This window comes from Finegoldia sp. BIOML-A1 (assembly GCF_009678325.1).
GTDB classification, from domain to species: Bacteria; Bacillota; Clostridia; order Tissierellales; family Peptoniphilaceae; genus Finegoldia; species Finegoldia magna.
The window spans coordinates 423943-450339 of sequence record NZ_WKZF01000001.1 but is presented as its reverse complement, the minus strand read 5'-3'; the positions used below and the strand labels follow the sequence as shown (position 1 = coordinate 450339).

Genomic DNA, 26397 nt, shown 5'->3' with positions numbered 1-26397 from the left:
ATATTATGAATTTAGAGATTAAGAGACAATTAATCAACTTTTATGATAAAGATGTTTGGGAGCATCTAACTGTTGGCGAACATTTGAAAATGTGGTCAAATACATACGCCGATAGAGTAGCAGTTGTAGATGAAAATGAAGAATTGACATATAGACAACTTAAAGATGAAGTGGATTGTTATGCTAATGGACTTTTAAATCAAGGATTCTGTAAGGGAGATAAAGTATTATTTCAACTTCCTAATAGCAAAGAATTTATTATAATTTTATTTGCAATGATGAGTATAGGAGTGATTCCTGTAATTATCTTGATGGGTCATAGATATTCAGAAGTTAAGGGAATTTTAAATAAAACAAATGCAAAAGCATATATTGGAATTAACAGGTACTTAGGATTTTCATATGAAGATATGGTGTCTAATATTATAGAAGATACGAAAGAAGATTTACAAGTTTATTTGATTGGCGAAACAGAGAAATATGAGAAGTTATGTACCTTAAGACAAAATAGAAAAAATAAATTTGTTGAAGAATTAGAGTATAAGGAAACAGCTATATTTTTATTGTCAGGAGGTACAACCGGCTTTCCGAAACTAATACCTAATAGGCATTGTGAATTTATATATTTAGCAAAAGAACTGGCAAATGTAACAGATATGAATGAAGATACAGTGTATTTGGCAGCTTTACCTATGAGCCATAAATTTGCACTTTGTTGTCCGGGAATGATTGGGACATTGTCAAAAGGTGGTAAGGTAGTTACTTGTAGAGTATCCAGTCCTGATGAAATAATACCTTTGATTGAGGAACAGGAAGTTAGCATTATGGCATTGGTACCTACTTTAGCTAATATGTGTATAGAATATCTTAAAAATGATGATGCTGATATCAGCAGTTTGAAGTATATACAGATAGGTGGATCTGTTCTTGATTCTAACTTAGCAAAAAAGATTCAGGAAGAATTTAATTGTAAATTATTGCAATTGTATGGCATGAGTGAGTCGTTGATTACTTGCTCTAGGGTTTTGGACGATGATTATGACAGATTACATACTCAAGGGAAGAAGTTAAGTGAGTTTGACGAAGCTCGTATTGTTGATGAAAACGGGAAAGAGGTTCCTGATGGAGATTTTGGAGAGCTAATAGTTAGGGGACCATATACTATTTTGGAATATTATGATTCATCAAAACTAAATGATACTCAGTTTACAGAAGAATGTTTTTTAAGAACAGGAGATAGAGCCGCTAAGTTATATGGAGACAATTATAAAATTGTTGGTCGTGTGTTGGAGATGATAAATCGTGCTGGAGAAAAAATAGTTCCTTCTGAGTTGGAAAATATTTTGCTTACAAATAAGAATATTAGAGAAGTGCAAATTGTTGGCATACCCGATGAGACTCTCGGAGAAAAAATAGGTGTATTTATTTTGAAGGGGAGTACCGTTCTTACACTTAGAGATATAAGGAATTATTTGGTAGAAAGAGGACTTGCTTCTTTTAAGTTACCGGATGAAGTACAGTATGTTGATCAATGGCCATTAACAAGCGTTGGAAAGGTAGATAAAAGTAAATTAAAACAACAAATGATTAAATAGATAAGGAGGCTACAATATGGAAACATATCAAACTAAACAGCAGGCAGTACGACTTCTTGATGAAATGTTACAAGCAAACTTAGATGGATTTAAACCTTCAGGAAAAGACAATTTGATTGAAAAGGGTTTAGGCTCTATCCAAATCATGCAAATAGTTTCAGAGCTTAAAAAATTAGGGATAAAATTATCGTTTGCAAAACTAATGGAAAATCCTACACTTGAAGATTGGATTAGACTTATTGAAAAAGCAAATATTAAAAATATTGATAAAAAGACTGAATCAAGAGAAAAGAATATTTCGGAAGAGTTCCCTTTAACGGATGTACAGTATGCTTATTTTGTAGGGAGAGAAGAAGATCAGGTTCTAGGTGGTGTTGGGTGTCACGCATACTTAGAAATTGATGGACAAGAGATTGTAACAGATAAATTAACTGCTGCTTGGAACTGTTTACAAATGGAAAATCCAATGCTTAGAGCAAAATTTAACCGTAATGGTACTCAGCAAATTATGGAAGAACCATACTCAAAAGAAGTTAAAATTTTTAATTATACTTCACTATCTGAAGAAGATGCAGACATAAAACTATTGGAAATGAGAAAAGAAATGTCTCATAGAAAATTTGATATAGAAGTTGGAGAAGTAGCTAGCCTTAGCATTGCGTTACTAAAGGATAAAAAACATAGAATATTTTTAGATATTGATATTCTAGTTGCAGATATAATGAGCATAGGCATTATAATGAGTAGACTTGTAGAGCTGTACTGCGGAGAAGATAAAGTTTCAATAGATAGCAATTATACTTTTAAAAATTATCTGGAGGAACGAAAAATAGATGACGAAATATACAAAAAAGATAAGGAATTCTGGAAGAAAAAAATTGAATCCAGTTTTCCTTTAGAGGCACCTAACTTACCCATTAACAAAAAACCGGAAATGATTGAAAAAGTGGTTTTTTCAAGAAGAAAGAAAATTATTAGCAAAGAAAACTGGATTAAGATTAAAGAAAATGCATATAAAAATAAAGTTACCCCATCAATGGTTCTGTTATCAGCATATTCAATGATTATTGAAAGATGGACAAATCAAGAAAAATTTGTGATCAATGTGCCATTATTCAATAGAGATGTAAATGATAATAGTGTTAAAAGAATGGTTGCAGATTTTACTAATCTTCTATTAGTTGAGTGTGAAAGAAAGAATGAAAAATTTTTAGATAGAGTGAAAACTATATCTGGCACATTTTTAGAAAATGCCTCTCACAGCTCATACTCTGGAGTGCAGGTACAAAGAGATGTTTATAAAGAAGTTGGAAAAACTATCAATATTGCACCTGTGGTGTTTGCTTGTAATATAGATTATCCTTTAGAGACTCAGGAAACAAGAAAAATATTCGGGAAAATAAACTATATGGTATCACAAACTCCACAAGTTTGGCTCGATTTTCAAACTTATTTAGTAGATGATGAGATTGTATTATGCTGGGATGTGGTTGATGAATTATATCCAGATGGAATGATTGATGATATGTTCGACTCTTTATACACTTTATTACAATCATTAAGTGATAATGAAAATTGGTATAGATTGCCTGAAATTCTTCCGTTGAATCAGATTGAAGATAGAGAAAAAGAATTAAAAAATATTTTGCCTATGAGTTACCCTAAACAAACTCTCTATACAGAATTTCTTGATAGGATTAAAGTAAACCCGGAAAAAGTTGCTATTGTGGATGCACAATCCGGTATTGAATTAACTTATGGAGATTTATACAAAAAGGCGTTAATTATTGCAACAAATTTAATTTCTTTTGGAGTAAAAAAGAATGACTACGTGGGAATAACATTGCCAAGGGGATATAGTCAAATAGTTGGTATTTTAGGAATTTTATTTGCCGGCGCAGCATATGTTCCTATCGGTATTAATCAACCCAACGAAAGAAGAAGGAAAATATATGAACAGATAGGAATAAAACATGTCTTATCCAATAAAAATACAATAAGGGATTTTAATTTAGATGATACAGATATCACATTTGTTGATATAGATCAATCAACTATTCAAAGTATAATTGAAAAACCTGTCAATATTAGTCCGTTTGATACAGCCTATGTAATTATGACATCAGGAACGACGGGAATTCCTAAAGGTGTGGAAATTGCACACAATAGTGCTGTTAATACAATCAATGACTTAAATGAAAGATATGAAGTAAATGCCAATGATAGCGTAATAATGGTATCAGCAATTGATTTTGATTTATCAGTTTATGATATTTTTGGAATATTATCGGCTGGAGGAACCATCATTACTTTAGATGATAATAATTTCAAAGATCCGGAACTTTGGTTAAAACTTATTGAAAAATATGAAGTAACAATGTGGAATTCGGTGCCAATTCTTTTTGATATGCTAGTAACTATGGCAGAGGGTAAAGATGTTTCTATTCCATTGAGATTAGTTTTTCTTTCTGGAGACTGGATTGCAACAACATTACCTAAAAGATTTTATAACAGAAGCAAAAATTCTCTTGTAGTTGGAATGGGAGGAGCAACGGAGGCATCCATATGGTCAAACTATATCAATATTCCAAAAGAAATACCTGAAAATTGGATTTCTATTCCGTATGGAAAAGCGTTAAAGAATCAAGTCTATAGAGTAGTTGATGGTTTAGGAAGAATATGTCCTAACTATGTTAAAGGAGAATTGTTAATTGGTGGGGTTGGTGTTGCAAAGGGATATAGGGGAGATAAGGAATTAACAGAAAAGAAATTTGTAGAATCGGATGGAGTTAAATGGTATAGAACTGGAGATGCTGGAAGAACATGGAATGATGGAACTATTGAATTTTTAGGAAGGCTTGATAATCAGGTAAAAGTTAAAGGGCATCGAATAGAACTTGGAGAAATTGAAGATGCTTTAATTGGAAATCCTAAAATTAATAAAGCTGTTGTTGATGTTATTAAGATAGGCACTAATAATCAATTGGTCGCATTTATTGAAAGTAATGAGAGTAAGGATCATGCATTAACTAGATTAAGTAGTAATGAAAAAATAAATAAACTGAAATCTGAATACATTGATTATGATGAGTATCTAAATAGTGAAAATAATATGGTTTTAGGTTTGATATTTTCTATTTTCATGGATTTGGGTATTAGTCAAGGAAAAAGGTATTCTTTTGATGAAATAATGAAATTTGGAGAAATAGATATAGGATACGAATTGCTCGTAAAAAGATGGCTATTATTATTGCAAGAGCATAGTATGATAAGTTTAGAAGATGGTATTTATTTATTTAAAAAAATAGATATAGCATTAGACACAACAGTCAACCTAGATAATTTCAAAAATAATGTGGTAGATATTATACAGGGTAAGAAACAAGCTGTTGATGTGTTTTATGCTTCTGAATCTAAACTTAGTCCTTCCAGACTTTTGAAAAAACTGAAAAATTATAAAGAAAATATAAATGAACTTATTGAAATTATAAAGATGGTATTTGATGGCAAAAATAAAAAGCTTAAGATTTTAGAAATAGGTGGAAGAAATAGCGAATTAACAGAAGAGATAATTACAAACTTTGAAGATAAAATCGAAAAATATGTTTATACCGACACTTCGCTATATTTTTCAAATGAGTTTGAAGGCATAAAAAATAAATATACTTGTTTCGAGTTTATAAAAATAAATTCTTCAAGTAAGTATTTGGAAAATTTTAAAACGGAAAAATTTGATATTGTCATATTATATAATTCGCTACATCGTTCTCATAATATTTCAGATATGTTGCGTAATATAAAAACCATATTATCTCCTATGGGCGTTGTGATTGGAACTGAAATAAATGATGAATTATTATTACCAGAAATTAGTGCATCTGTACTAGAACGTGGTTTTATTGATTTTGATTTGTTAGAGCGAAATGGAAAAATTATTCCAAATATTAAAAACATTAAAAATGCAAGTGAAAATTGTAAATATAAAATTGAGTATTTATCTAATGAGACTGAAATTAACAAAATGGGAAGTATGATATATGTTCTTAAAAATAACAAAATAGATGTTGAACAAGATGAATTAATTAAATTTTTAAAGAACAAGCTTCCTGAATACATGATTCCACTTGAGTTTATAATTGTAGAAGAAATGCCATTAAATAAAAATGGGAAAATTGACAGAAAAGCATTAAGAAAATTGATAGAAAGAAATGATGACCATAATTTTATCCATGTCAGAAAAAGGATTAATAATACAAATGAAATAGAAAAGTATGATGAAATTACAAAAAAAATAATTGATATATACAAAGAAATTTTAAATAATGAAAATGTATCGTTTACTTCTAATTATTTTCAATTAGGGGGAGATTCTCTTACAGCAACAAAGGTTGTTTCAAAAATTCAAAAAGAATTATGCGTAGAAGTATCAATTGGCGATATCTTTAAATATCCTATTTTAAGAGATTTTTCAGAGTTTATTAAGAAAATCGAAAAAGATAGACATTTACCATATAAAAGAATTGTACATGATTTTAAAAACATAAATGAGCCATTTCCATTAACGGATGTGCAATTTGCATATTGGATAGGAAGAAACAAAATGTATTCTTTAGGTTCAGTAGCAACACATTGTTACTTCGAATTAGATTGTTTGAATATTGAGCCTAATAAACTTCAAAAGGTAATAAATGATATGATTAAGTATCATTCTATGTTAAGGGCGATAATTTTAAACAATGGAACACAACAGATATTGGGAAAAGTTCCACCATTTATGTTAGATATTAATAACTTATCATGTCTTAATAAGGTTGAACAAGAGGAAGCTTTAAAACTGACTAGAGATATTATGTCTCACGAAATATTAAAGATAGATAAATGGCCTATATTTAATTTCAAACTTAGCATTTTAGATGAAATTAAATCCAGACTCCATATTAGTTTAGATAATATTATTTTAGACGGTTGGAGTATGTTCTATATTCTAGATGAATTGAAATTAAGATATAATGATGAAAATTTTTATAAGGAATTACCAGATGTTTCATTTAGAGATTATGTTTTAGAAATTAGAAAAGTAAAAAACACATCTAAATATCAAGTTGATAAAAAATATTGGCTGGATAGATTGAATGGATTTTTGGAAGCCCCTAAATTTGAAATAGCAAAGTTAGAAAGTGATATAGAAGAACAAACTTTTAATAGAAGAGAAAAAATTATTGATTCTTATGGATTGAATAAATTAAAAGGAATCGCAAGAGAAAATAACATAACATTGACAATTTTATTAATAACATTATTTTCTGAAATAATTAGGAAATATTCATTAAATGATGAATTTGTATTAAATATTACACAGTTTAACAAGGAACAAATTCATCCGGATATAAATAAAATCATAGGAGATTTTACTAACCTAACATTTCTTGAAGTAAAAAATTGTACTAGCGATTCATTGCTAGAAAAATCCAAAATGTTGCAAAAACAATTATTAGAAGATACAAAACACAATTCATATAGTGCTGTAGAATTTGGAAGAGAATTAAGAAATAAACACTCTAACAATAGATATTCTTTAATGCCTATAGTATTTACAAGTGGATTAGGTTTGTCTGAAGGCAGGAAAGATGCTTGGCTAGGAGAACTTGTATATAGTATTTCTCAAACACCACAAGTTTGGCTTGATCATCAAGTTATGGAAATGGACGGCAAATTAAAAATAATTTGGGATTCCATTGATGAAATATTTACGGCACAGTTGCTAGATAGGATGTTTGAGTCTTATGGAAACTTATTGGATACTATAATAAATAATACCAATGCGTTTTCCACTAAAATTAATTATAAGGAAAATAAAGATACTGAAAATAATGTATGTATTAGAGAAGACTTATCAGTTTATCAAAATAATGAACCTGATGAAGATATTCATAAATCAAACAAGAAAACAGAAGATAAATTGAACACTGAGCTACTTTATTCTATATCAGAAATTTGGAAAGAAATTTTAAAAATTGAAGAAATAAAAAAAGAAGATAACTTCTTTAAACTAGGAGGGAATTCTTTAAATATGATACAACTATCTAATACATTAATGGAACGATATGGTTTTCATTTAGAATTAGGGGAATTTATGGAAACTCCATATATTGAAAATTTGGTAATAAAGTTGATGGATTTTTTGAAATGATGTATTTGGAGAGAGGAACATTATGATGAAAGCGATAGTTTGTGGAACAACTTTTGGTCAATCATATATAAATGCGATAAAAAAAATAAATAATATTGAATTGGTAGGTATATTAGCTTTTGGAAGTAGTCGTTCTAAGAGGTGTGCAGAAGAACATAATGTTCCACTATATGTTGATGTAGATTCTATTCCAGGAAATATAGATATTGCATTTGTTATAATTAAATCTTCTGTATTGGGAGGTAAGGGAACTGAATTGTCAGAGAGTCTCTTAAAAAAAGGAATTCATGTGATACAGGAACATCCAATTCATTATAGGGAGATAGAGAACTGCTTAAAGTTGGCTCATGAATTCAACTCATGTTATATAGTAGGGAATTTATATAATTCATTGGAAACTATTGAAAAATTTATTGAAGCTGCAAAATATTTAAATAAAGAAGATGTTCTTGAACATGTAGATATCATGACATCTTCGCAACTTCTTTATTCTTTGATAGGTATTCTGAACGAAGCATTACCTCTTCTTAGAAGTTTTAATATAATTCCAACGTTAACAGAGAAAAGATACCCTTTTAATCGTGTTGTTTTGTCAAATGGGCAATTGGATGTAAACTTACAAATTCATAATGAGGTTTCTGATGTGGATGGGAATAACCATATGCATCTTCTTCATAAAATTACTTTTTTTTATAAAAGTGGAAGATTAGATCTTGAAGATACCTTTGGATCTGTAATATGGAGGGATAGAATGAATATATCTGATAATATTGTGTTAGATTCAAAACAAATTGATGTTAATTATTTAAATAAGCCAATAAAATTTAGCTTGGCAAATTACAGTAACTTGACATATGAAACTATACTTTATGATGTTTTTCCGAATGCCATAAGGAAAGAAATTGAAAAATTTATTGAAAATGTTAAACAAAGAAAAAATAATATTACAAGAACGCAAAAGGAAATAATAGTTTCGAAAAAATGGGGAGAAATAATGAAAGAAATAGGGTTTCCTAAAAATGTTAAATTTGGTGAAGAACATCTTAACCATTTACAAGCTTTAAAAAATTTAGGGATGAAAAAATGAAACTAAAAAATGATAGTACAGACTTAGAATTATTTGATTATGTAAATGAGCTGAGAAAACAGGGAATGTTTTTGTTTGTGGAAGATAAAAAATTAAAATATAGAATCAAAAAAGAATTATACAATGAAGAGGTAATCAACGAAATTAAAGTTAACAAAGAGGATTTACTCAGATATTTATCAAAAGCACAAGAAAACACTTTGGAATTGAGTTCACTTCAGTTGGCATATATGGCTGGACAAGTAGATGGGGAATTTTTAAATAAAGTTAATGCTCATTATTATATTGAATTTGAAAAGCAAAATTTAAATATTGCTAATCTTGAAAAAAACATTAATTTGATGATTAGAAAAAATGATATTTTAAGATTGATTTTATTATCGGATGGTAGAGGGATTATTCTGGAAAAAGTTCCTGAATATAAAGTTTTTAAATATCAATATAATTCTAAAGAGGATAGGTATAAAATGCGAAAGATTTTATCGCATATGAAGTATAATATCGAAACATGGCCTATGTTTAAATTTGTAGTTGGAAAGAAAATTAATGGCGAGAATAAAAATGATGTACTCCACATAAGTTTTGATTGTTCTATATTAGATGCGTGGAGTGCAGGTAATATGATATATAAGCTTTTTGCGTTATACGAAGGAGAAAAAATAAGTTTTTCCGATGTATCTTATAAAGATTATGTAATGAATTTAAGAATATATAAGGAACTTGCATTTAATAAGAGACTTTTAGATGAGGCTGAAAAATATTGGAATAAAATGATAAAAACACTACCAAAAGCACCGAATTTAAGAACAAAAATGCCGATTAATGACTTAGAAGAATACAATTTTAAAAGAAAAGAATATCGTTTTAGTAAAGAACAAACTGACAATTTAATACATTATTCAAAACTAAGAGGTGTAACGTTGTCTGCTATATTAATCACTATTTATATGAAAGTATTGTCTGACTTAATTGAGACTGACGAATTAACAATAACAACAACATTATTTGGGAAATTACCAGTAGTTAAAAATGCAGATGAATTGTTGGGAGAATTTACAAATATAGGATTAATTAGCTATAAAGATGAATATAAATCTATATTAGAGTCCATCAAAAAAACCCAAAAACAAATATTTAAGTTATTAGAATATAGATGTTTTGATGGGATTAATGTTATAAATAAAGCTAGGCAAGAGAATGGAATAAATAAATTGTTTCCAATAGTAGTTACTTGCATGATTGGAGAGAGTTATAGCAATTGTAAAAATGGATTTCATGAAATATGTTCATTAAGTCAAACACCTCAAGTTTATCTAGATCATCATATAAGAATGATTGATGATAGTATTGTGATTACTTTTGATTATATAGATGAGTTATTATATGAAGAGGATATTATTTGGATGGTAGGTAAGTATATTGATGTTTCAAATGAAATATGCTCTAATTTTTGATAAATCAACTATGGAGGGAATAATATGAAAAGAAAAAAGTTTAATATTGAGTATCAAAAAAGAATTTATAGTGGTAAATATAAAACAATAATCTCACAAGAAAATGTTAAAACGCTCCTGGTTGAACCAGAATTAGAGGAAGATAAATCGGAATTTAAGATAAATTATATTGATAATATTAATACAGACAATGAAGTAAAAAAGAGAAAGTATTTTGTCCAAAAATTTTTATTAGATTTATTAACTGAAATTAATGTTAAAAAAATAAAAATAGACAACAAGAATGAAAATATAATTAAATACTGGTTGAAATATGTGAAAGATTTTAAAGCAGATGAGATGAATGAAGTAAAAATCGCAGAGGATTCTTTATATAGAAAACTACAACTAAAAAAGAATTTATTTGTAGATATACTTGAGAATAATAATAAAAAAGAGCTTTTGCTTTTAGATAATGAAATATCCCCAGCAAAACTAGGCATTAGAAGTGAGTTTACTGAGGGCTTATTAGATAAATTAATTAAAAACATCAATAATGAAAGTAAAGATATTAAAAGGTTAACAATAGGCATTGTTAATGATGTAGATTGCATAATAAAAGATAACTTAGTCAGCAGAATTAAAGATTTAAACAATGTAATTTTATTAAATGATTGCAATGATAAGAAATTTTTGAAAGATAATTACTTAAGTAGATTTGATCACATTATTTCTGTTAATTTTTTACATCAAATTGAAGACGTTGAATCTTTTTTCAAAACCTCAAAACTAATGTTAAAAAGAAACGGAAAAATTCATGTAATTGATTTTGGTAAAATGGATCCAATATCTGTACTTACAGCCATATTTTTTCAAGAAAAAAATCTTGATGTAGAAACTGAAAAACGTACGCAGTTTTTTTATAAAGTTGATTACATTAAGAAAATAGCCAAAAAATATTTTTTTAAAAATACTATGTTTTTGATAGAAAATAATATTGCTTATTATCTCGAATCAGAAAACTATACAGATCATATTGAGTTGATAAATAACTTAGAAAATGAAATTGGGTTAGATTTCGATAATAAGATTGTTTTGCTGTCATTGGACTCTTTTGATGTGGATGTCTCTGATAAAGCAACAATAAAAGAACAATTAAAAAATTATAATGAAAATTTAGAAGAAATCTTAAAAATAATATGGATGCAAAATTTGGATATAGATGATGTAGATAGAAATTCTAATTATTTTAAGCTTGGAGGAAATAGCTTATCTGCAACAAAGCTTCTAGTTGAGATAGAAAGAAGATTAAAATGCAAACTCACATTAAATGAAATTTTTTCAAATCCTGAATTTGAAAAAATGTTAAATTTGATAAATTCAAAACAGTTAGGTATGGAGGTAGTAGAAGGTGAAATATGATAGGAATAATTGGAGCTACTGGAGATATTGGTTCAGAATGTACTAAAATTTTGAATGATTATGGAATCAAAGATATAAAGTTGGGATATAGAAGAAAAGAAAAAGTTTATAAGAGTAAGAATACTTTTGCATTTATAGATTTGGATGATATAAATACTTGTATTGAGTTTGTTGATGGATGTGACTGTATTATAAACTGTTCAGGGTATTCAGATTCATCAATATTTAATTTAATAGATACAGTTAATAAAAACAAATGTATTCTCATTGACTTAAGTTATTATAATTTCTATGAGAAATCTGTTTTTGAAGGAGGAACAATATATCATGGAGTTGGTTCATCGCCAGGATTAATAGAAGCATTGCCAGTTATTATTTCTAGAGTTTTTGATAAAACCCTTAGTTTTCAAATGTATTACGCCTCTAATGGAGAATTTACTTATAATGCAGCCAAAGAATACTTGAGATATTTAAGTGAAGATGGTTTTTATGCAAGATCAATCTTAAATTCAGGAAAGATAGAACCCTATTTGGCAGGAAATAAAACAATAACATTGCCAATAAGCAGCGAAAGATGGGTGCCATTTCCGTATATTGATAAAAGAACTCTTAAAGTTTGTAGGCAAATAGGTGTGGAAAATGCCATATTTTATATGTGCATAAAGAACGGATATGTTTGCAATTTTTTAAAGAATATCCGTTCTGATAACATTGAAAATATAAATGTAATGGCACAAAAATTAGTGGATTTATCCAATTTGGATAATATTGAAAAAAAAGAATTTGGAGGATTTATCTTAGAGGCAACAGGAATAAAAAATAAAAATACTATAGATGCTAATATGATTTTAAAAAGCATTTCACCAACTAGATTAACGGCTCTAACAGTAGCAGCTGTTTCTATTTTAGCTCTAGAACATGGTAATAAAACTGAAATCAAAGATATGAGTGAGTTTCCTTTATTAAATAGTTTACTTGATAAGATGATGGAAATGGATACAACATTTTATTACAAATTGATGAAAGGAACAAATTTGAAATTGAATAATATCTTTGAAGGAGAAATATAAAATGAAAAAAAGATTGAAAGCCATAGTTTGTGGCACGAATTTTGGGGAATTTTATTTAAAAGCATTAAAGAGAGCCGAATCAGATTTTCAAATTGTTGGTATTATCGGAAGAGGCAGTGAAAGGTCAAAGACACTTTCAAAGAAATATAAGGTACCACTGTATTTTAATGTTGAAGAATTGCCATCAGATATAGATTTAGCTTGCGTTATTGTTAGAAGTGAGGGAACAGGTGGGGATGGAACAGAATTGTGCATAGATTTACTAAATAAAGGAATAAACGTAATTCAAGAGCAACCTGTTTATCAAGAACATTTATATAAATGTTATAAGCTAGCAAGAGAGAAAAACCTTATTTACTTGACTGCAAATCTATATTCAAATTTATCAAATATGCAGAGATTTGCAGTGTATGCAAAAAAATTAAATATATATTCTAAGTTAGAATATATAAGCGTTTCTTTTTCTACACAATTATCATATGTAGCTTTGGATTTATTAGCTATTTCTGGTATTTTAGGTGATTTAGAGTTGGATAATAATATAATAAAGGGATTAGGCCCATTTGATATATTATATGGAAATATAGGGAAATTACCTATTTTAATAGAATTCAATAATCAATTAAATCCCAAAACACCTGATTATAATATGCAATTAATGTATAGTTTTAAACTTTATTATGAAGATGGAGTATTATCGCTAAATGATGCTTATGGAGATGTTGCTTGGCGTCCAAGAACATATTTAAAAGGAGCTAAAGACGATTTAAATATAGGTAAAGAGTCAATCTACAAGGTTTTGAATTCTTTAAAAGAAACGAGTACTTCAAAATTTTTTCAAACATACTGGATTGATTCAATAACAGCAGAATTGATTAAAATGAAGAAATATATGAATTCAGGCAAACTTGATATTCGTCGAGTAAACAGGGAACTATCAACATCTAAAAAATGGGAAATTTTGCAGAAAAAAGCGGGATATGCAACGTTTATGGAGACTAGTAAAGAGAAGCTGCTTTTGCTGAGTGATATAAAAATTTTTGATGAATAATTTAATAAGGAGGTAAATAATGGAGAACGGTTATAAAGAAATAATTGAAAAATATTCTAAGCAAGGTATTGAGTTGTATGTTGATGGTGAAAAGTTAAAATATAAATCCATAAATGGTCAGTTAGATGAAGATATTTTAATGGAATTAAAATTAAATAAAGAGGGACTTAAAGAATACATTAAAAAACTTGAGAATAAATATGATGTTAAAGATGATTACGCACCATTTCCATTATCTCCAGTTCAGACATCATATCTTTATGGAAGAGATGACTTACATTCATATGGAAATGTATCTTGTCACATTTATCAAGAATTTTTATATGATAATTTAGACGTTTCAAAAGTACAAGATACATGGAATTACTTGATAAATAAACATGAAATGCTGAGGGCAGTTATATTTAAAGAAGGATATCAAAAAATACTACAAAAAGTTCCAGAATATGAGGTTGTTACTGGAGATAGGATATCTATTAGAGAACAGTTAGAGGATAAAGTTTATCAATTAGAAAAATGGCCAATGTTTGATATTGGAGTATCAAATTATGGAGAAAAATCAATTTTACACTTTTCGATGGATTTTATGATATGTGATTGGTCAAGTATATGGCAACTTTTATTAGAGTTTGAGATGAAGTATTTTAAAGGAATAGAGAATGATAGACAATCTAAGATATCATTTAGGAATTATATAATAAGTGAAGAAAAGACAAAAGAAAACTCGGAATACAAGAATGCGAAAGCATATTGGAGTCAAAAGACTAGAAAATTAAAGACATCTCCAGTAATACCTTTAAAAACGCTAAAAGAAACGGACGTTTGTAAGTTTAAAAGATTGTCTTTAACATTAGATAAGGATATGTGGGATAAATTTAAAATTTTAGCTCAAAACCATGCTTTAACACCGACAGCATCAGTATTGACTGTATATAGTGAAGTACTAAAAAAATGGAGTACAGAAAAAGAATTTCTTATAAATTTAACTTTATTTAACAAGAAAAATTTAGGGGAAAATATAGAATCTTTAGTAGGCGATTTTACAAATACATCGGTAATTTCGATAAAAAACATAAAAGAATCTTTTTCAGAGTTAGCAAGAGAAGTTAATAAAGAATTATTCAGCTCAATAGATAATAGTGCATATCCTGGAGTTAATATATTAAGAGATATTGCTAAACTGCATAACTCCAAAGAATTTTTAGCGCCGTATGTATTTACAAGTGCAATAGGGTTAATTAAAAAGAGGTTGATAGGAAGATATGTGTATGGAATATCTCAAACACCGCAAGTATTTATTGATTGTCAAGCTATGGATACTGAATTAGGTTTACAGATTAATTGGGATGTTCGTGAAGGAATATTTGAAGATGATATGTTGGAGGATATGTTTAGTGAGTTTAAGAAGATTTTAATAAATTTATCGAACAATGAAGAATTTTGGGAGAAACGTCTTGAAATTGATCTACCTAAGTGGCAACGTGAAATTAGAGAAAAAGTTAATGCTACAAATAAAAAAATTAAGAATAAGACATTATTAGAAGATTTTATAGAAAAAGTAAAATCTTATCCAGATAAGGCGGCTATTATAGACTCCAGAGGCTCAATTTCTTATAAAGAATTATATAATAAGTCTGTATCTATAGCTTTAGCATTGAAAGAAAAAAATGTAAAAAAAGGTGAGCATATAATTGTAAAACTACCACATAATAAAAGTCAAGTTTATACTATTCTTGGAATACTTATGGTAGGAGCTATATATGTTCCGGTAGATTTTAATATAGAAGAAAAAAGATTAGAGAATATTTTAAAACAATGTAATTGTAAAGTTATTTTGACAAATGGCAGTTGTTATGATAGCAGACAAAGAAATTTTGTGAACATTGATGATGTAAATTATAGGTTAGATTTGATAAATATGTTTAATATAGAACATGTTGATTCGAATGATGCAGCTTATATCATGTTTACGTCAGAGACTACTGAAAATCCAAAAGGTGCTGTAATAAATCATGGCGCAGTATTTAATACTATATATGATATAAATCAAAAATTCGAAATATCTGAGAGAGATTGCTTATTAAGAATATCAAAATTAGATTTCGACTTATCTGTTTATGATATTTTTGGAATGTTATCAGTTGGAGGAACTATTGTATATCCTGATGAAAGTGAGTATTTAAATCCTGCTCATTGGGATAAATTGATTGAAGAAAATTCTGTGTCTATATTAAATATGGTACCAGAATTAATGAAACTATATTTAAATTATTTAGAAAATTTATCAAAAAAACAAAATTTTATTAAACTAATATTGCTATCAAGAGATTGGATCCCTTTAAATATGCCTAATGCGGTGCAAAAAACTTTTGTAGAATCTAAAATAATAGTATTGGGAGGTGCTACAGAAGCCTCTATATGGTCTAACTATCATGAATATAAAGGTATTAAAAAGGGATGGAAAAGCATTCCGTATGGGAAACCGCTCACTAATCAACAAATTTATGTATTAGATAAAAATTTTGAAGATTGTCCAGTTTATTGCGAAGGTAATTTATATATATCTGGTAGAGGCTTGGCGGAAGGGTATTTAGGAGATAAAAAGTTAACAGAAGAAAAGTTCTTTATTCATCCTCTAAAGCAGGTCAGACTTTATTCTACTGGAGATTTGGGTCGCTATTTATCAAGTGGAGAAATAGAATTTTTAGGTACGGAAGATACTCAGGTAAAAATAAGAGGCAATAGAATAGAACTTGGAGAGATAAAAAACACCTTAATGAAACAGGAAGGAATTGATGATTTAATTGTTAGAGTCAACTATAATAAGGAGGATAAACCGATTGAAGTTATTGCCAAAATAGGGGTTGATATTAGTGAGGTTGACGAACAATACGATAAATATTTTGATGGGTTTGAGGCAATAGAAGAAAATATTCAAAAAAATATAGACTATGATTGTTATCAATATATTTGCAAACAAAGGGATATAGTTTGCCTTAATTCGATGTTAAATACTTTGATAGATTTAGGGGTATTAAAAAATATTGGTTTAAATTTATATAATTATGAAAAAAATTCAACTGATATAGATTTAAAATATCATAAAATTATAAATAAGTGGATAACTCAGCTTAAAATAAATAATGTTATTTATTCAAAGGGAGAATCAATTGTAATTCCTAAAATAATAAAGAAAGAATTATTAGATAAGTTATGGAATAATTGTATTTTAATGTGGGATAATGCATTCGGAGATATTAATATAATGTATTATATTAAGGAAAATATAGATAATTTAAAAAACATTTTAACAAACAAGATTGATCCAAGAGGAATTCTTTATCCTAATGGGTCAAAGAAATATACAGAATCTCTTTATGAAAAAAGTATATTTTCAGCCTTGATTAATGACTATTATTGCCAGTTTTTAGAAAATTATTTAAAGTACAATAAAAAGAAAAAGATAAGAGTTTTAGAAATTGGTGCAGGTACTGGTGCAACAACAAAAAAACTATTAAAAATACTTGATGGTCATGACTATGAATATCATTTTACAGATTTGCAAAAATATTTTTTACCACAGGCTAAAGAAAATTTTAAAAATAATAAGAATATATTAGTTTACCAACTAGATATAAATGAAGATCCAATTAAAAATGGCCTACAACCAAATTATTTTGATATTATTATAGGAGCATATGTATTGGAAAATGTTAAAGATATTGCTAAAAGCATGTCTTACATTAAGACATTGATGGCACCTAAAGGATATTTGTTATTCTCAGAAGCTATAAAAAACGAACCTTGGCTATTGGTATCGCAAGCATTAATGATGGAAGAAGCAATTGATAGCATAAGAGAAGAAACTGTATTTATAGACACAAAAACATGGGAAAATATATTGCTTAAGGTTGATGATAGCAATAAAGTTTATAAATTTCCATATGAGAATAAATCTTTAGGGATTTTTGGGGCAACTCTTTTTATTAAAAAGTTTAAAACGAAGTTTATGGAAATAGATAGGGAAAAAATAAACGAGAGTATTAAGGGATATTTGCCAAATTATATGATTCCATCTAAAGTTTACTATGTAGAATCTATAATGTTGAATAGTAATGGCAAAATTGATCAGGAAAAGAATTTTGATATAATTAATGCTGAGAATAATGAAGAAAAAGTTTATACAGCTAACAATGAAGCGACATCTGAAACTGAAGAAAAAATTCTTAAAATTTGCAAAAATTTGTTGGAAACTGAAGATTTAACACTGGAATCAAATTTTTATGACTTTGGTGCAGATTCACTTATTATTGCAAAAATAGCAACCGAAGTGAAAAATAAGCTAAATAAGGAAATTTCTTTTGAAGAATTATTGAGAGAAATAATTAATTTTCCTTTTGTATCTGAAATTTCTGCGTTTCTGGAAAAAAGTGATGACAAGGATGTAGAAAAAGATTATAGTGATGAAGAAATGGTATATACAAAAATTTTTAAAGGTTCAAACAATTTGGAGACCTCAAGGTTAAGGGTACTTGTACACGGCGCTTTTGGAAGTTGGGAAAATTTCAAGGATTTAGCTACAGAATTATGCCAACAAAATGCAGGAGATGTTTTGATATTGGGAGTTTCAAATATAAAAAAATATTTAGAACTTGATAAGAAAAACCTGGTGCCTATGTTAGCGGATATGTATTGTAAAAAGATAGTTGGATTTGATGTCAAAGAAGTGCAGCTAATAGGATATAGTTTTAGTGGAGTCGTAGCAATAGAAATGGCAAGAAGACTTTTAGAAATGGGAATCAATGTTGTTAATTTATCTATAATTGAAGGCGGAACAATTCCAGAGAATAGTTTTGATGAATTACCACTTGAATTAATATTCATATATGCGTTTGGTATAAACTTAGAAGATTTAGGAATTAGACAAATTGATATATTTGATGATATTTATACTTCAATTGATACTAATAAAAACATACTAACGATATCAAATATTTTAGATCATTTAAATAATGAAGAAGATAAAAATCTTATTATAGAATTAAACAATATGATACAGAGTGATAGATTTATTAAGTATCATAGTCTTATTAATAAAAAGCAGAAACAGGCGTTATCTATGTACTCTTTGTTTGAACTATATAAAATATTTAGACATTCAGTAGAAGCTCAAAAATATAATCCCGATCTTTTCTTTGGGGATCTTGATTATTATATTGCTAAAGATAACAAAGGAGCATATAAATATATTGAGCATTTAGTTGATAAATGGAAAGATTCAATTATAGGCGATATAAACAAATTCTATATTGATGGAAATCACTACAGTTGTGTACAAAATAAAAATAATGCTAAACAATTGGCGATGTTAATAAAAAAATAAACGTCTAAAGGAGATGTAAATGAAGGTGTCAAATCTTTTGATATGTGGTAATCCAGAAAATTTACATTATTTGCAAGCAAAAACTAAATTATGTATATTAGATTCTGAAGATGAGTTAGCTGAGAAAAATGCTTATTTTAAAAATCTAAAACTATACAAATTTGTTTCGCAGTTACCATCAGATATTAAATGGGCGTATATTCCTCAAAAATCCTTGATAGCTTCTAACAATCCATATTTAAGAATGGAATTGTTAGAAGCCGGAATTTCTATAGTTGATCAGATGCCATTGGATGTAGATCAAATAAAAGATTGTGTAAAAATTGCAAATAATAAAAAAGTTTATTATATTCCAGAAATACCAAGTGAAAATGATATTTTTTTTAAACAGTGTACAAATACGATATATGAAGAATTTAGTAAGAACAATATTTTATATATTGATGGGTTATTTTCAAAGTTTTTGATATATTATATTTTTAAAATACTGAAAGAAGGATTGAAGACAAATCAAAAAGTAAATATAACAAATAATCATGGTAATTCAATGATAAAATCATTTTCAGGATATATTGCAAGTGTTCCGTTTTGCATAAGAATATATAGACCTAATCTTAATGAAGAATATCAATTTACTGCGTACAATGATGAGTTAAAAATTTTCACAAAAAATTGTTGCATAACAATTAACTTTATTCAGAAAAATATATTATATGGTTATAATATAATAAAAAAAACAGCAGGAAATATTAGCGGTTTTAATCAAACATTGAAGAACAATTATAAGTTGAATTTAAGTACAGTTATTGAGGAGGGCATAGATATAAATGAAATTAATTATCGCTCTCATATTCAAGAAGCATTAAACGATTTATCTTTTATTCAAGATATAAATAAAGTATTATCATGTGATAAAATGACAGGAATAGGAGAATATAAAAGAAAAAATAATTGGTTTCAAACTTTGAAACAAGGAGATGGATTTAATTATAATAATTCAGTTACAATAAATATGAGTAAAGAAATTGCTAATATAGAGAGGAATTATTCATATATCTCGAAAGAATATTTATTAAAGTATAAAGAAACGTTGGATACTTATATATTAGGAGAAATATTTAAATTCTTTAAAGACAACGGTGCTTTTAACGATCAAAATATAAAATATTCTGAGGAAAAGATCATTAAAAACTGCTTCCATAGCAAAAATAGTAAGATAGTAAAGAGATGGTTAAAAATGCTTGTTTTGCATGGATTTATAGAAAATAATGAAGGAAGTTTTTATTTGACTAAGAATTTACAAATCAATACAGAACAACTTTTTTGTGAGTTGCGTGAATTATGGGATTGGAAATTAGGTGATCCCTCTTCGATAGATTATATCAGAGAAAATATAAAAAATTTGAAAGAGTTGTTTTATGGGGAAATTGATTGTAATGCTATATTATTCCCGGAAGCTGATATAAAATATGCTACAGCTCTGTATAAAAATAATTTAATATACAGATTTTTAAACGAAATAATCGGAATTCAGGTCGCTGATTATGTAAACCGACACTTTGAAAGCAAGCTTAGGAAAATAACCATACTTGAGGTTGGCGCTGGTATAGGTGCGTCAACAGATAGTATAATTACAAAATTAAATGAATATAGTTTGATACAAAAAATAAATTATTTATATACTGATATTTCGAAGTTCTTTTTAGATATTGGAAAAGAGAAGTTTAAAAATAATTCAGCAATTAAGTATTTAAGGCTTAATATTGATAATTTAGAAGAGATAGAATCTTTAGATAAGGTAGATATTATTGTTGCAGCAGGGGTTTTAAATAATTCTAGTAATCTTGAGAAAGTAATGAAGGCATTTTTAAAAAAGATAAGACCAGATGGAGTAATGTTGATTACAGAACCAATAGGTAATCCAATTGAGATGCTAGTATCACAAGTATTTATGATGGAAGAACCTGATGATATACGAAAGATTAAAAATAGCACTTTTTTAGAATTAAATGATTGGATAGAACTTATTAATCGATGTGGGGATTTTGATATTAGTATTTTCCCTAGAGAAAATTTCAATTTGAATATATTTGGGCAAAAGTTATTAATAATTAAAGATAAAGTGAGGTGAAAATATGGTAACACAAAAATATAATATTGTTTTTATATGTGGAGCATCACATGCTGAATGGTGTTGGGATGAAAATTTTACTAAATATTTTATAAAGAAAGGCTATAGTGTTAATATCCACGTTCTGTCTAAAAATGCGAGAAATGTTAGGAACTCTGTTTTAATGTTAGAAGAAATTATAAGAAAGATAAAAAGAGAAAGTAATAGTAAATTAGCGATAGTTTCTCATTCAATGGGCAATTTAATCTTAAATGAATATTTACAAGATGATAAAAATATTAATAATGTAAATGCAATAGTATTACTTTCACCTTATCCAATTAGTAATAGGTTATTGAATGCTATAAAAATTTCTTTTAATTATTACGGAAAAACGAAGGAAGAACTTTTCTTTTCTGGAAGAGTAGATAAAGCTGAAGAATATGTAGCTAAAATGAAAGAAGAAGCTAAAAATATAAGATTGTTGACATTAACATATTCTTCTATTAAATTTTTTTGCAAATTTGTACCAACTTTTATAATTGGCTCAAAAAATGATAGATGCATACCTGTAAAGTCTCTGATTGATAGTATGAATTATTATGGTGCAACTTTGAAGATTTATAATGAATTATGTCATGATTGTATGCTTGATCCACATTGGGAAAAAGTTGCCGAAGACATACATTTATTCTTACAAAATAATCGTTCATGAATATGGATGTTGTAAATTCATAAAAATCATGTCTCTTCTAAATTCTCTTGACTTAAAATGGAATATATAGTAAAATTTTAGATAACAAAGTTATCTGCATATAGGAAGAGGTGAATAACATGAAAAATCTGAAAGGATTTGATGTTACACACGAAAACATTTTGAAAAGTGGGAAAATTAATTTTTTAAATGATGGATATGAACGAGCTAATTTAAGAAAGATATGTAAAGATGCCGGTGTTACTACAGGGGCTTTTTATAGACATTTTGAGGATAAGGAAGCTCTATTTGTTGCATTAGTTGAACCACTCGCTAAAGAGATTTTAGATTTATATACAAAATTTGAAGAAGAATCATTTAGAAGTATTGATGAGAAACACATTAAAGATTTAGCTGAAATTAATATTGATGGATCAATTGAAACCGCAATATATATATTTAGAAAAAAAGATATATTTGAACTTTTAGTGTATAAAGCGTATGGAACAAAATATGATAATTTCATTGAAAAATTAGTAAAAATGGAAGATTTAAATAGAAATAAAATCTCAAAAATAGTTTTAAAAAATAATTATAAATACATTAATATATCTGAAAAATCAATGCACTTACTTAATCATGCATATATTAATGCATTGTGTGAAATTATTATGCATTCTGACAATATTGAAGAGGTTAAACAAAACTCAGAAATTGTTGCGAGATTTTTTCGTGAAGGGTGGAAAAAATTGCAAGGATTTTAAGGGTTAGTTTTTTGCATAAATGATAACTAAGTTAGCTAATAATGTTATTTTATTTGGAGGTGTTGATTATGAAACAAAAAAGTCCTGCTGCTATATTGTGGGAGCTTGCAAAAAAGGAACATTCAAAGTTAAAAACATCTGTATTTATAGCGAGTATCGGTGTTATTGCAGGGATTATTCCATATATTGCAGCAAGTCGTATTTTAGTTGAATTGTTAAAGGGAAATGAGGATTTTAAAATTTATTCTTTATGGTTAGGAATAGGATTGTTATCCTACATCTTAAAATCATTTTTATACTCTATGGCTTTATCTGTATCCCATAAAGCAACTTTTAGTGTACTGAAAGATGTTCGTTTAAGAATGCTTGAAAAACTTCCAAAGATGCCATTAGGAGAAATAATCTCTGTTCCAAGCGGAAACTTTAAGCAGATTATAGTGGATCAGGTTGAAAGTATGGAGAAACCGCTCGCTCACCTGTTGCCTGAAATGACATCGAATCTCTTAGGTTCTTTGAGTATATTTATTTACTTATTATTTCTTGATTGGAGAATGGCTCTTTTATCATTAGTATCCATTCCTGTGGGAATGCTTTTTATGGGACTCGTAATGAAAAATTATGCTGTTCAATATGAAGGATCTGTAAAGGTAAATCGAGAAATGAATTCTGCAATTATTGAGTATGTCAATGGAATAGAAGTGATAAAAACATTTAATCAAGACAAGAGATCGTACGCAAAGTACAAAGATAAAGTCATTGCAAATGCAAGATACTTTTATGAATGGATGAAGAGCTGTCAGTTACCTGTATCTTTATCTAAAAATATATCTCCTACTACAATGATAACAGTGCTTCCATTTGGTTGGTATTTTTACATTAGCGGCAGTTTAAGTGCAGAAGTATTTATATCTGTAATTATTCTATCTTTAGGTATTGCAGGACCTTTACTTGAAACAATCAATTTTGTTGATGGTCTTGCTAAGATAGGAACTATTGCTAATTCTATTAACTTAATTTTAGAAGGAAAAGAACAAAAGCATTCTGATAGAGAAGTAACTATCCAGCAATATAATATTGATTTACAAAATGTAAAGTTTGGATATGAAGAAGAAAAAGAAATTCTTCATGGAATATCCCTAAACATAAAAGAAGGGACAACAGTGGCTTTTGTTGGACCAAGTGGAAGTGGCAAGTCAACTTTAGCAAAATTAATAGCTGGATATTGGGATATTACGGAAGGAAATATAAATATTGGTGGATACAATCTTAATGAAATTCCATTAAAGCAATTATATAGTTTAACTGCCTTTGTTTCGCAGGATAATTTTTTGTTCAACGAAAGTATTAGGGAAAATATCCGAATGGGTAATCCAAGTGCCAGTGATAAAGAAGTAGAAGACATTGCTAAGAAATCGGGTTGTCATGATTTTATTATGAAAATGGAACATGGTTACGATACGGTTGTCGGAAGTAGTGGTAGCCATGTTTCTGGTGGAGAAAGGCAAAGAATATCTATAGCAAGAGCAATGCTCAAAAATGCACCTATTGTAATACTTGATGAAGCTACTTCATATATAGATCCTGAAAATGAAGTGATTATAAAGCAAGCTTTATCAAAGCTTATAAAAGATAAAACGGTTATTATTATTGCTCATAGGCTATCAACTATAACAGATGCAGAACAAATATTCTTAATTGAGAATGGAGAGCTTGTTTCATGCGGTAAGCATGATGAATTATTAGAAGGTTGTGAATTATACCGAAATATGTGGAACGCTCATATAGGAACTAAGGATGGTGGGATGAAATGTTAAGTGCTTTAAAAAAGATTTTAGATTTCTCAGATGATGAAAAGAAAAATGTATATCACTCTATATGGGTAAGTTTTTTGTTTGCGATTTTTCATATGCTTCAAATTAGTGCTATTTATTTTATAGTGAAAGCAATTGTCCAAAAAGACATGAGCATGATGCCCGCGTGGATTGCATTAATACTTCTTGTTATTAGCATAATAGGAAGAAGTGTTACAAATTATTTTTCACAATTACAGCAATGCCATGCAAGTTATTTCATGGTGGCAAATAAAAGAGTAGCAATAGGTGAAATGTTAAAAAAAATACCTATGGGATTTTTCAATGAAAACAATATTGGTGAAGTGGTTGGAATTTCTACAACTGTTTTAGAAGATGTAGAAAATACCGCAGCAATGGTTATGGTAAATACATTATCAGGTTTTATAAACACGATAATATTTACAATAATGATTTTAGCATTTGAGTGGAGAATAGGTTTTATTGTTGCAATTGGATGCCTATTGTACTTATTTGTTCTCTCAAAAATGGAAAGCAAATCAAGGAGTGTTCTTCCTAAAAGACAAAAAGCATCTGCTAAATTAGTTGATGCCATTTTAGAACAAATTGGAGGAATGTCTGTTATAAAATCCTTCAATTTAACAGGGAAAGGAGATGAAAAAGTCAGAGGTGCTATTGAAAATAGTAGAAAAATAAATCTTGATTGTGAAAAACTGTTTACACCTTATACGATTTTGCAAAATATTCTTTTGGATTTGTTTAGCATTTTGATAATAGGTGCAGGTATTTTCTTTTATCTTAATGGAGAACTCTCATTCTTAAATACAGTTATGACGATTATAATTTCTTTTCTTGCTTTTTCTCAAATAAAATTGGCAGGAAGTGCAACAACCTCTCTCAGAGTTGTTAGTGGATCTATTGAGCAAACAAAGAAGTTAGAGGAATTTCCACAGATGGATATTGATGGAAAAGACATAAAGCCTACTACTTTCGATATTTCTTTTGATAATGTAGAGTTTTCATATTCCGGCAAAAAAATCCTTGATGATATTTCGGTCAAGATACCACAAAACCAAATGACAGCTATAGTTGGACCTTCAGGAGCTGGAAAAACTACATTTTGCAATTTGATAGCGAGATTTTGGGATGTAGAGAAAGGAGAAATCAGCATAGGTAAACATAATATTAAAGAATATTCATTGGAGTCATTAATGAGACAAATTAGTATGGTTTTTCAAAATGTTTATTTATTTCAAGACACTATTGAGAACAATATAAAGTTTGCCAAGCCAGATGCTACACATGAGGAAGTTATAGAAGCTGCAAAGAAAGCGTGTTGTCATGAATTTATTATGAAGCTTCCTGAACAATATGAAACAGTTATAGGAGAGGGAGGTGCAAGTTTATCTGGTGGAGAAAGACAAAGAATATCAATAGCAAGGGCTATGATAAAAAATTCCCCGATTATTATTTTTGACGAAGCTACTGCAAATGTAGACCCTGAAAATGAGGATAAATTGCAGGTTGCTATGGAGGAACTTACAAGAAATAAAACAGTAATAATGATAGCACACAGACTAAAGACAATAAAAAATGCAAATCAAATTCTTGTTTTAGCAAATGGAAAAATAAATCAAAAAGGCACACATGAAGAGCTAATTCAAGCAGAAGGTATCTATAAAAATTTTGTTGAGGCACGACAAAAGGCAGTTAATTGGAAACTGTCATAAGTGAAAATGATTTATATGAGAATTATTTAAATATAGCTCATGTAGATTTGTATTATT

Annotated in this window: 13 protein-coding genes; all 13 read left to right on the top strand. The window is 28.2% G+C overall.

Features of this window, described 5'->3' with window-relative positions:
* Nucleotides 1-5 precede the first annotated feature (5 nt).
* The 13 genes from GKG00_RS02045 to GKG00_RS01985 all read left to right on the top strand — a co-directional run bounded on the left by GKG00_RS02045 (nt 6) and on the right by GKG00_RS01985 (nt 26340).
* Nucleotides 6-1595, top strand: coding sequence for an AMP-binding protein (locus GKG00_RS02045; protein WP_022620596.1), 1590 nt, complete (start codon nt 6-8; stop codon nt 1593-1595).
* Nucleotides 1596-1611: 16 nt separating this feature from the next.
* Nucleotides 1612-7785, top strand: a complete 6174-nt coding sequence (locus GKG00_RS02040; protein WP_154254024.1) for a non-ribosomal peptide synthetase — start codon at nt 1612-1614, stop codon at nt 7783-7785.
* A 22-nt stretch (nt 7786-7807) separates the two neighbouring features.
* Nucleotides 7808-8872: a Gfo/Idh/MocA family oxidoreductase gene (locus GKG00_RS02035; protein ID WP_094210132.1), complete on the top strand. Its 1065-nt coding sequence runs from the start codon at nt 7808-7810 to the stop codon at nt 8870-8872.
* Complete coding sequence (locus GKG00_RS02030) at nt 8869-10326, top strand: condensation domain-containing protein (RefSeq protein WP_108830669.1); 1458 nt, start codon at nt 8869-8871, stop codon at nt 10324-10326. The genes GKG00_RS02035 and GKG00_RS02030 overlap by 4 nt, the downstream gene beginning before the upstream one ends.
* Nucleotides 10327-10350: 24 nt before the next feature.
* Nucleotides 10351-11727, top strand: a complete 1377-nt coding sequence (locus tag GKG00_RS02025) for a phosphopantetheine-binding protein (RefSeq protein WP_154254023.1) — start codon at nt 10351-10353, stop codon at nt 11725-11727.
* On the top strand, nt 11724-12797 hold the full coding sequence (locus tag GKG00_RS02020) for an NAD-dependent epimerase/dehydratase family protein (protein WP_004838460.1): 1074 nt from the start codon (nt 11724-11726) through the stop codon (nt 12795-12797). Before GKG00_RS02025 ends, GKG00_RS02020 begins: the two co-directional genes overlap by 4 nt.
* A gap of 1 nt (nt 12798) precedes the next feature.
* Entirely contained in the window at nt 12799-13848 is a 1050-nt protein-coding gene (locus GKG00_RS02015; protein ID WP_154254022.1) for a Gfo/Idh/MocA family oxidoreductase, read from the top strand.
* 19 nt (nt 13849-13867) lie between these two features.
* The gene (locus GKG00_RS02010; RefSeq protein WP_154254021.1) at nt 13868-19231 is read left to right on the top strand and encodes a non-ribosomal peptide synthetase; all 5364 of its coding nucleotides are present in this window, start codon (nt 13868-13870) and stop codon (nt 19229-19231) included.
* 19 nt (nt 19232-19250) lie between these two features.
* Nucleotides 19251-21362, top strand: coding sequence for a class I SAM-dependent methyltransferase (locus GKG00_RS02005; protein ID WP_154254020.1), 2112 nt, complete (start codon nt 19251-19253; stop codon nt 21360-21362).
* Between the two features lie 4 nt (nt 21363-21366).
* Nucleotides 21367-22056 carry an alpha/beta hydrolase gene (locus GKG00_RS02000; protein WP_004838464.1) on the top strand — a complete coding sequence of 230 codons (690 nt, stop codon included), beginning with the start codon at nt 21367-21369 and terminating at the stop codon, nt 22054-22056.
* Between the two features lie 119 nt (nt 22057-22175).
* The gene (locus tag GKG00_RS01995) at nt 22176-22799 is read left to right on the top strand and encodes a TetR/AcrR family transcriptional regulator (protein WP_154254019.1); all 624 of its coding nucleotides are present in this window, start codon (nt 22176-22178) and stop codon (nt 22797-22799) included.
* A gap of 68 nt (nt 22800-22867) precedes the next feature.
* Nucleotides 22868-24613 (top strand): ABC transporter ATP-binding protein, encoded by a 1746-nt coding sequence (locus GKG00_RS01990; protein ID WP_154254018.1) that lies wholly within the window; start codon nt 22868-22870, stop codon nt 24611-24613.
* On the top strand, nt 24607-26340 hold the full coding sequence (locus tag GKG00_RS01985) for an ABC transporter ATP-binding protein (protein ID WP_154254017.1): 1734 nt from the start codon (nt 24607-24609) through the stop codon (nt 26338-26340). Before GKG00_RS01990 ends, GKG00_RS01985 begins: the two co-directional genes overlap by 7 nt.
* The last annotated feature ends 57 nt before the right edge of the window (nt 26341-26397 follow it).

What these genes read in the sequence shown, in the direction of transcription:
- GKG00_RS02035 (WP_094210132.1), top strand. Translation starts at nt 7,808, where the DNA reads ATGATGAAAGCGATAGTTTGTGGAACAACTTTTGGTCAATCATATATA.
- GKG00_RS02000 (WP_004838464.1), top strand. Translation starts at nt 21,367, where the DNA reads ATGGTAACACAAAAATATAATATTGTTTTTATATGTGGAGCATCACAT.
- GKG00_RS01995 (WP_154254019.1), top strand. Translation starts at nt 22,176, where the DNA reads ATGAAAAATCTGAAAGGATTTGATGTTACACACGAAAACATTTTGAAA.
- GKG00_RS02040 (WP_154254024.1), top strand. Translation starts at nt 1,612, where the DNA reads ATGGAAACATATCAAACTAAACAGCAGGCAGTACGACTTCTTGATGAA.
- GKG00_RS02030 (WP_108830669.1), top strand. Translation starts at nt 8,869, where the DNA reads ATGAAACTAAAAAATGATAGTACAGACTTAGAATTATTTGATTATGTA.
- GKG00_RS01985 (WP_154254017.1), top strand. Translation starts at nt 24,607, where the DNA reads ATGTTAAGTGCTTTAAAAAAGATTTTAGATTTCTCAGATGATGAAAAG.
- GKG00_RS02025 (WP_154254023.1), top strand. Translation starts at nt 10,351, where the DNA reads ATGAAAAGAAAAAAGTTTAATATTGAGTATCAAAAAAGAATTTATAGT.
- GKG00_RS02020 (WP_004838460.1), top strand. Translation starts at nt 11,724, where the DNA reads ATGATAGGAATAATTGGAGCTACTGGAGATATTGGTTCAGAATGTACT.
- GKG00_RS02010 (WP_154254021.1), top strand. Translation starts at nt 13,868, where the DNA reads ATGGAGAACGGTTATAAAGAAATAATTGAAAAATATTCTAAGCAAGGT.
- GKG00_RS02005 (WP_154254020.1), top strand. Translation starts at nt 19,251, where the DNA reads ATGAAGGTGTCAAATCTTTTGATATGTGGTAATCCAGAAAATTTACAT.
- GKG00_RS02015 (WP_154254022.1), top strand. Translation starts at nt 12,799, where the DNA reads ATGAAAAAAAGATTGAAAGCCATAGTTTGTGGCACGAATTTTGGGGAA.
- GKG00_RS02045 (WP_022620596.1), top strand. Translation starts at nt 6, where the DNA reads ATGAATTTAGAGATTAAGAGACAATTAATCAACTTTTATGATAAAGAT.
- GKG00_RS01990 (WP_154254018.1), top strand. Translation starts at nt 22,868, where the DNA reads ATGAAACAAAAAAGTCCTGCTGCTATATTGTGGGAGCTTGCAAAAAAG.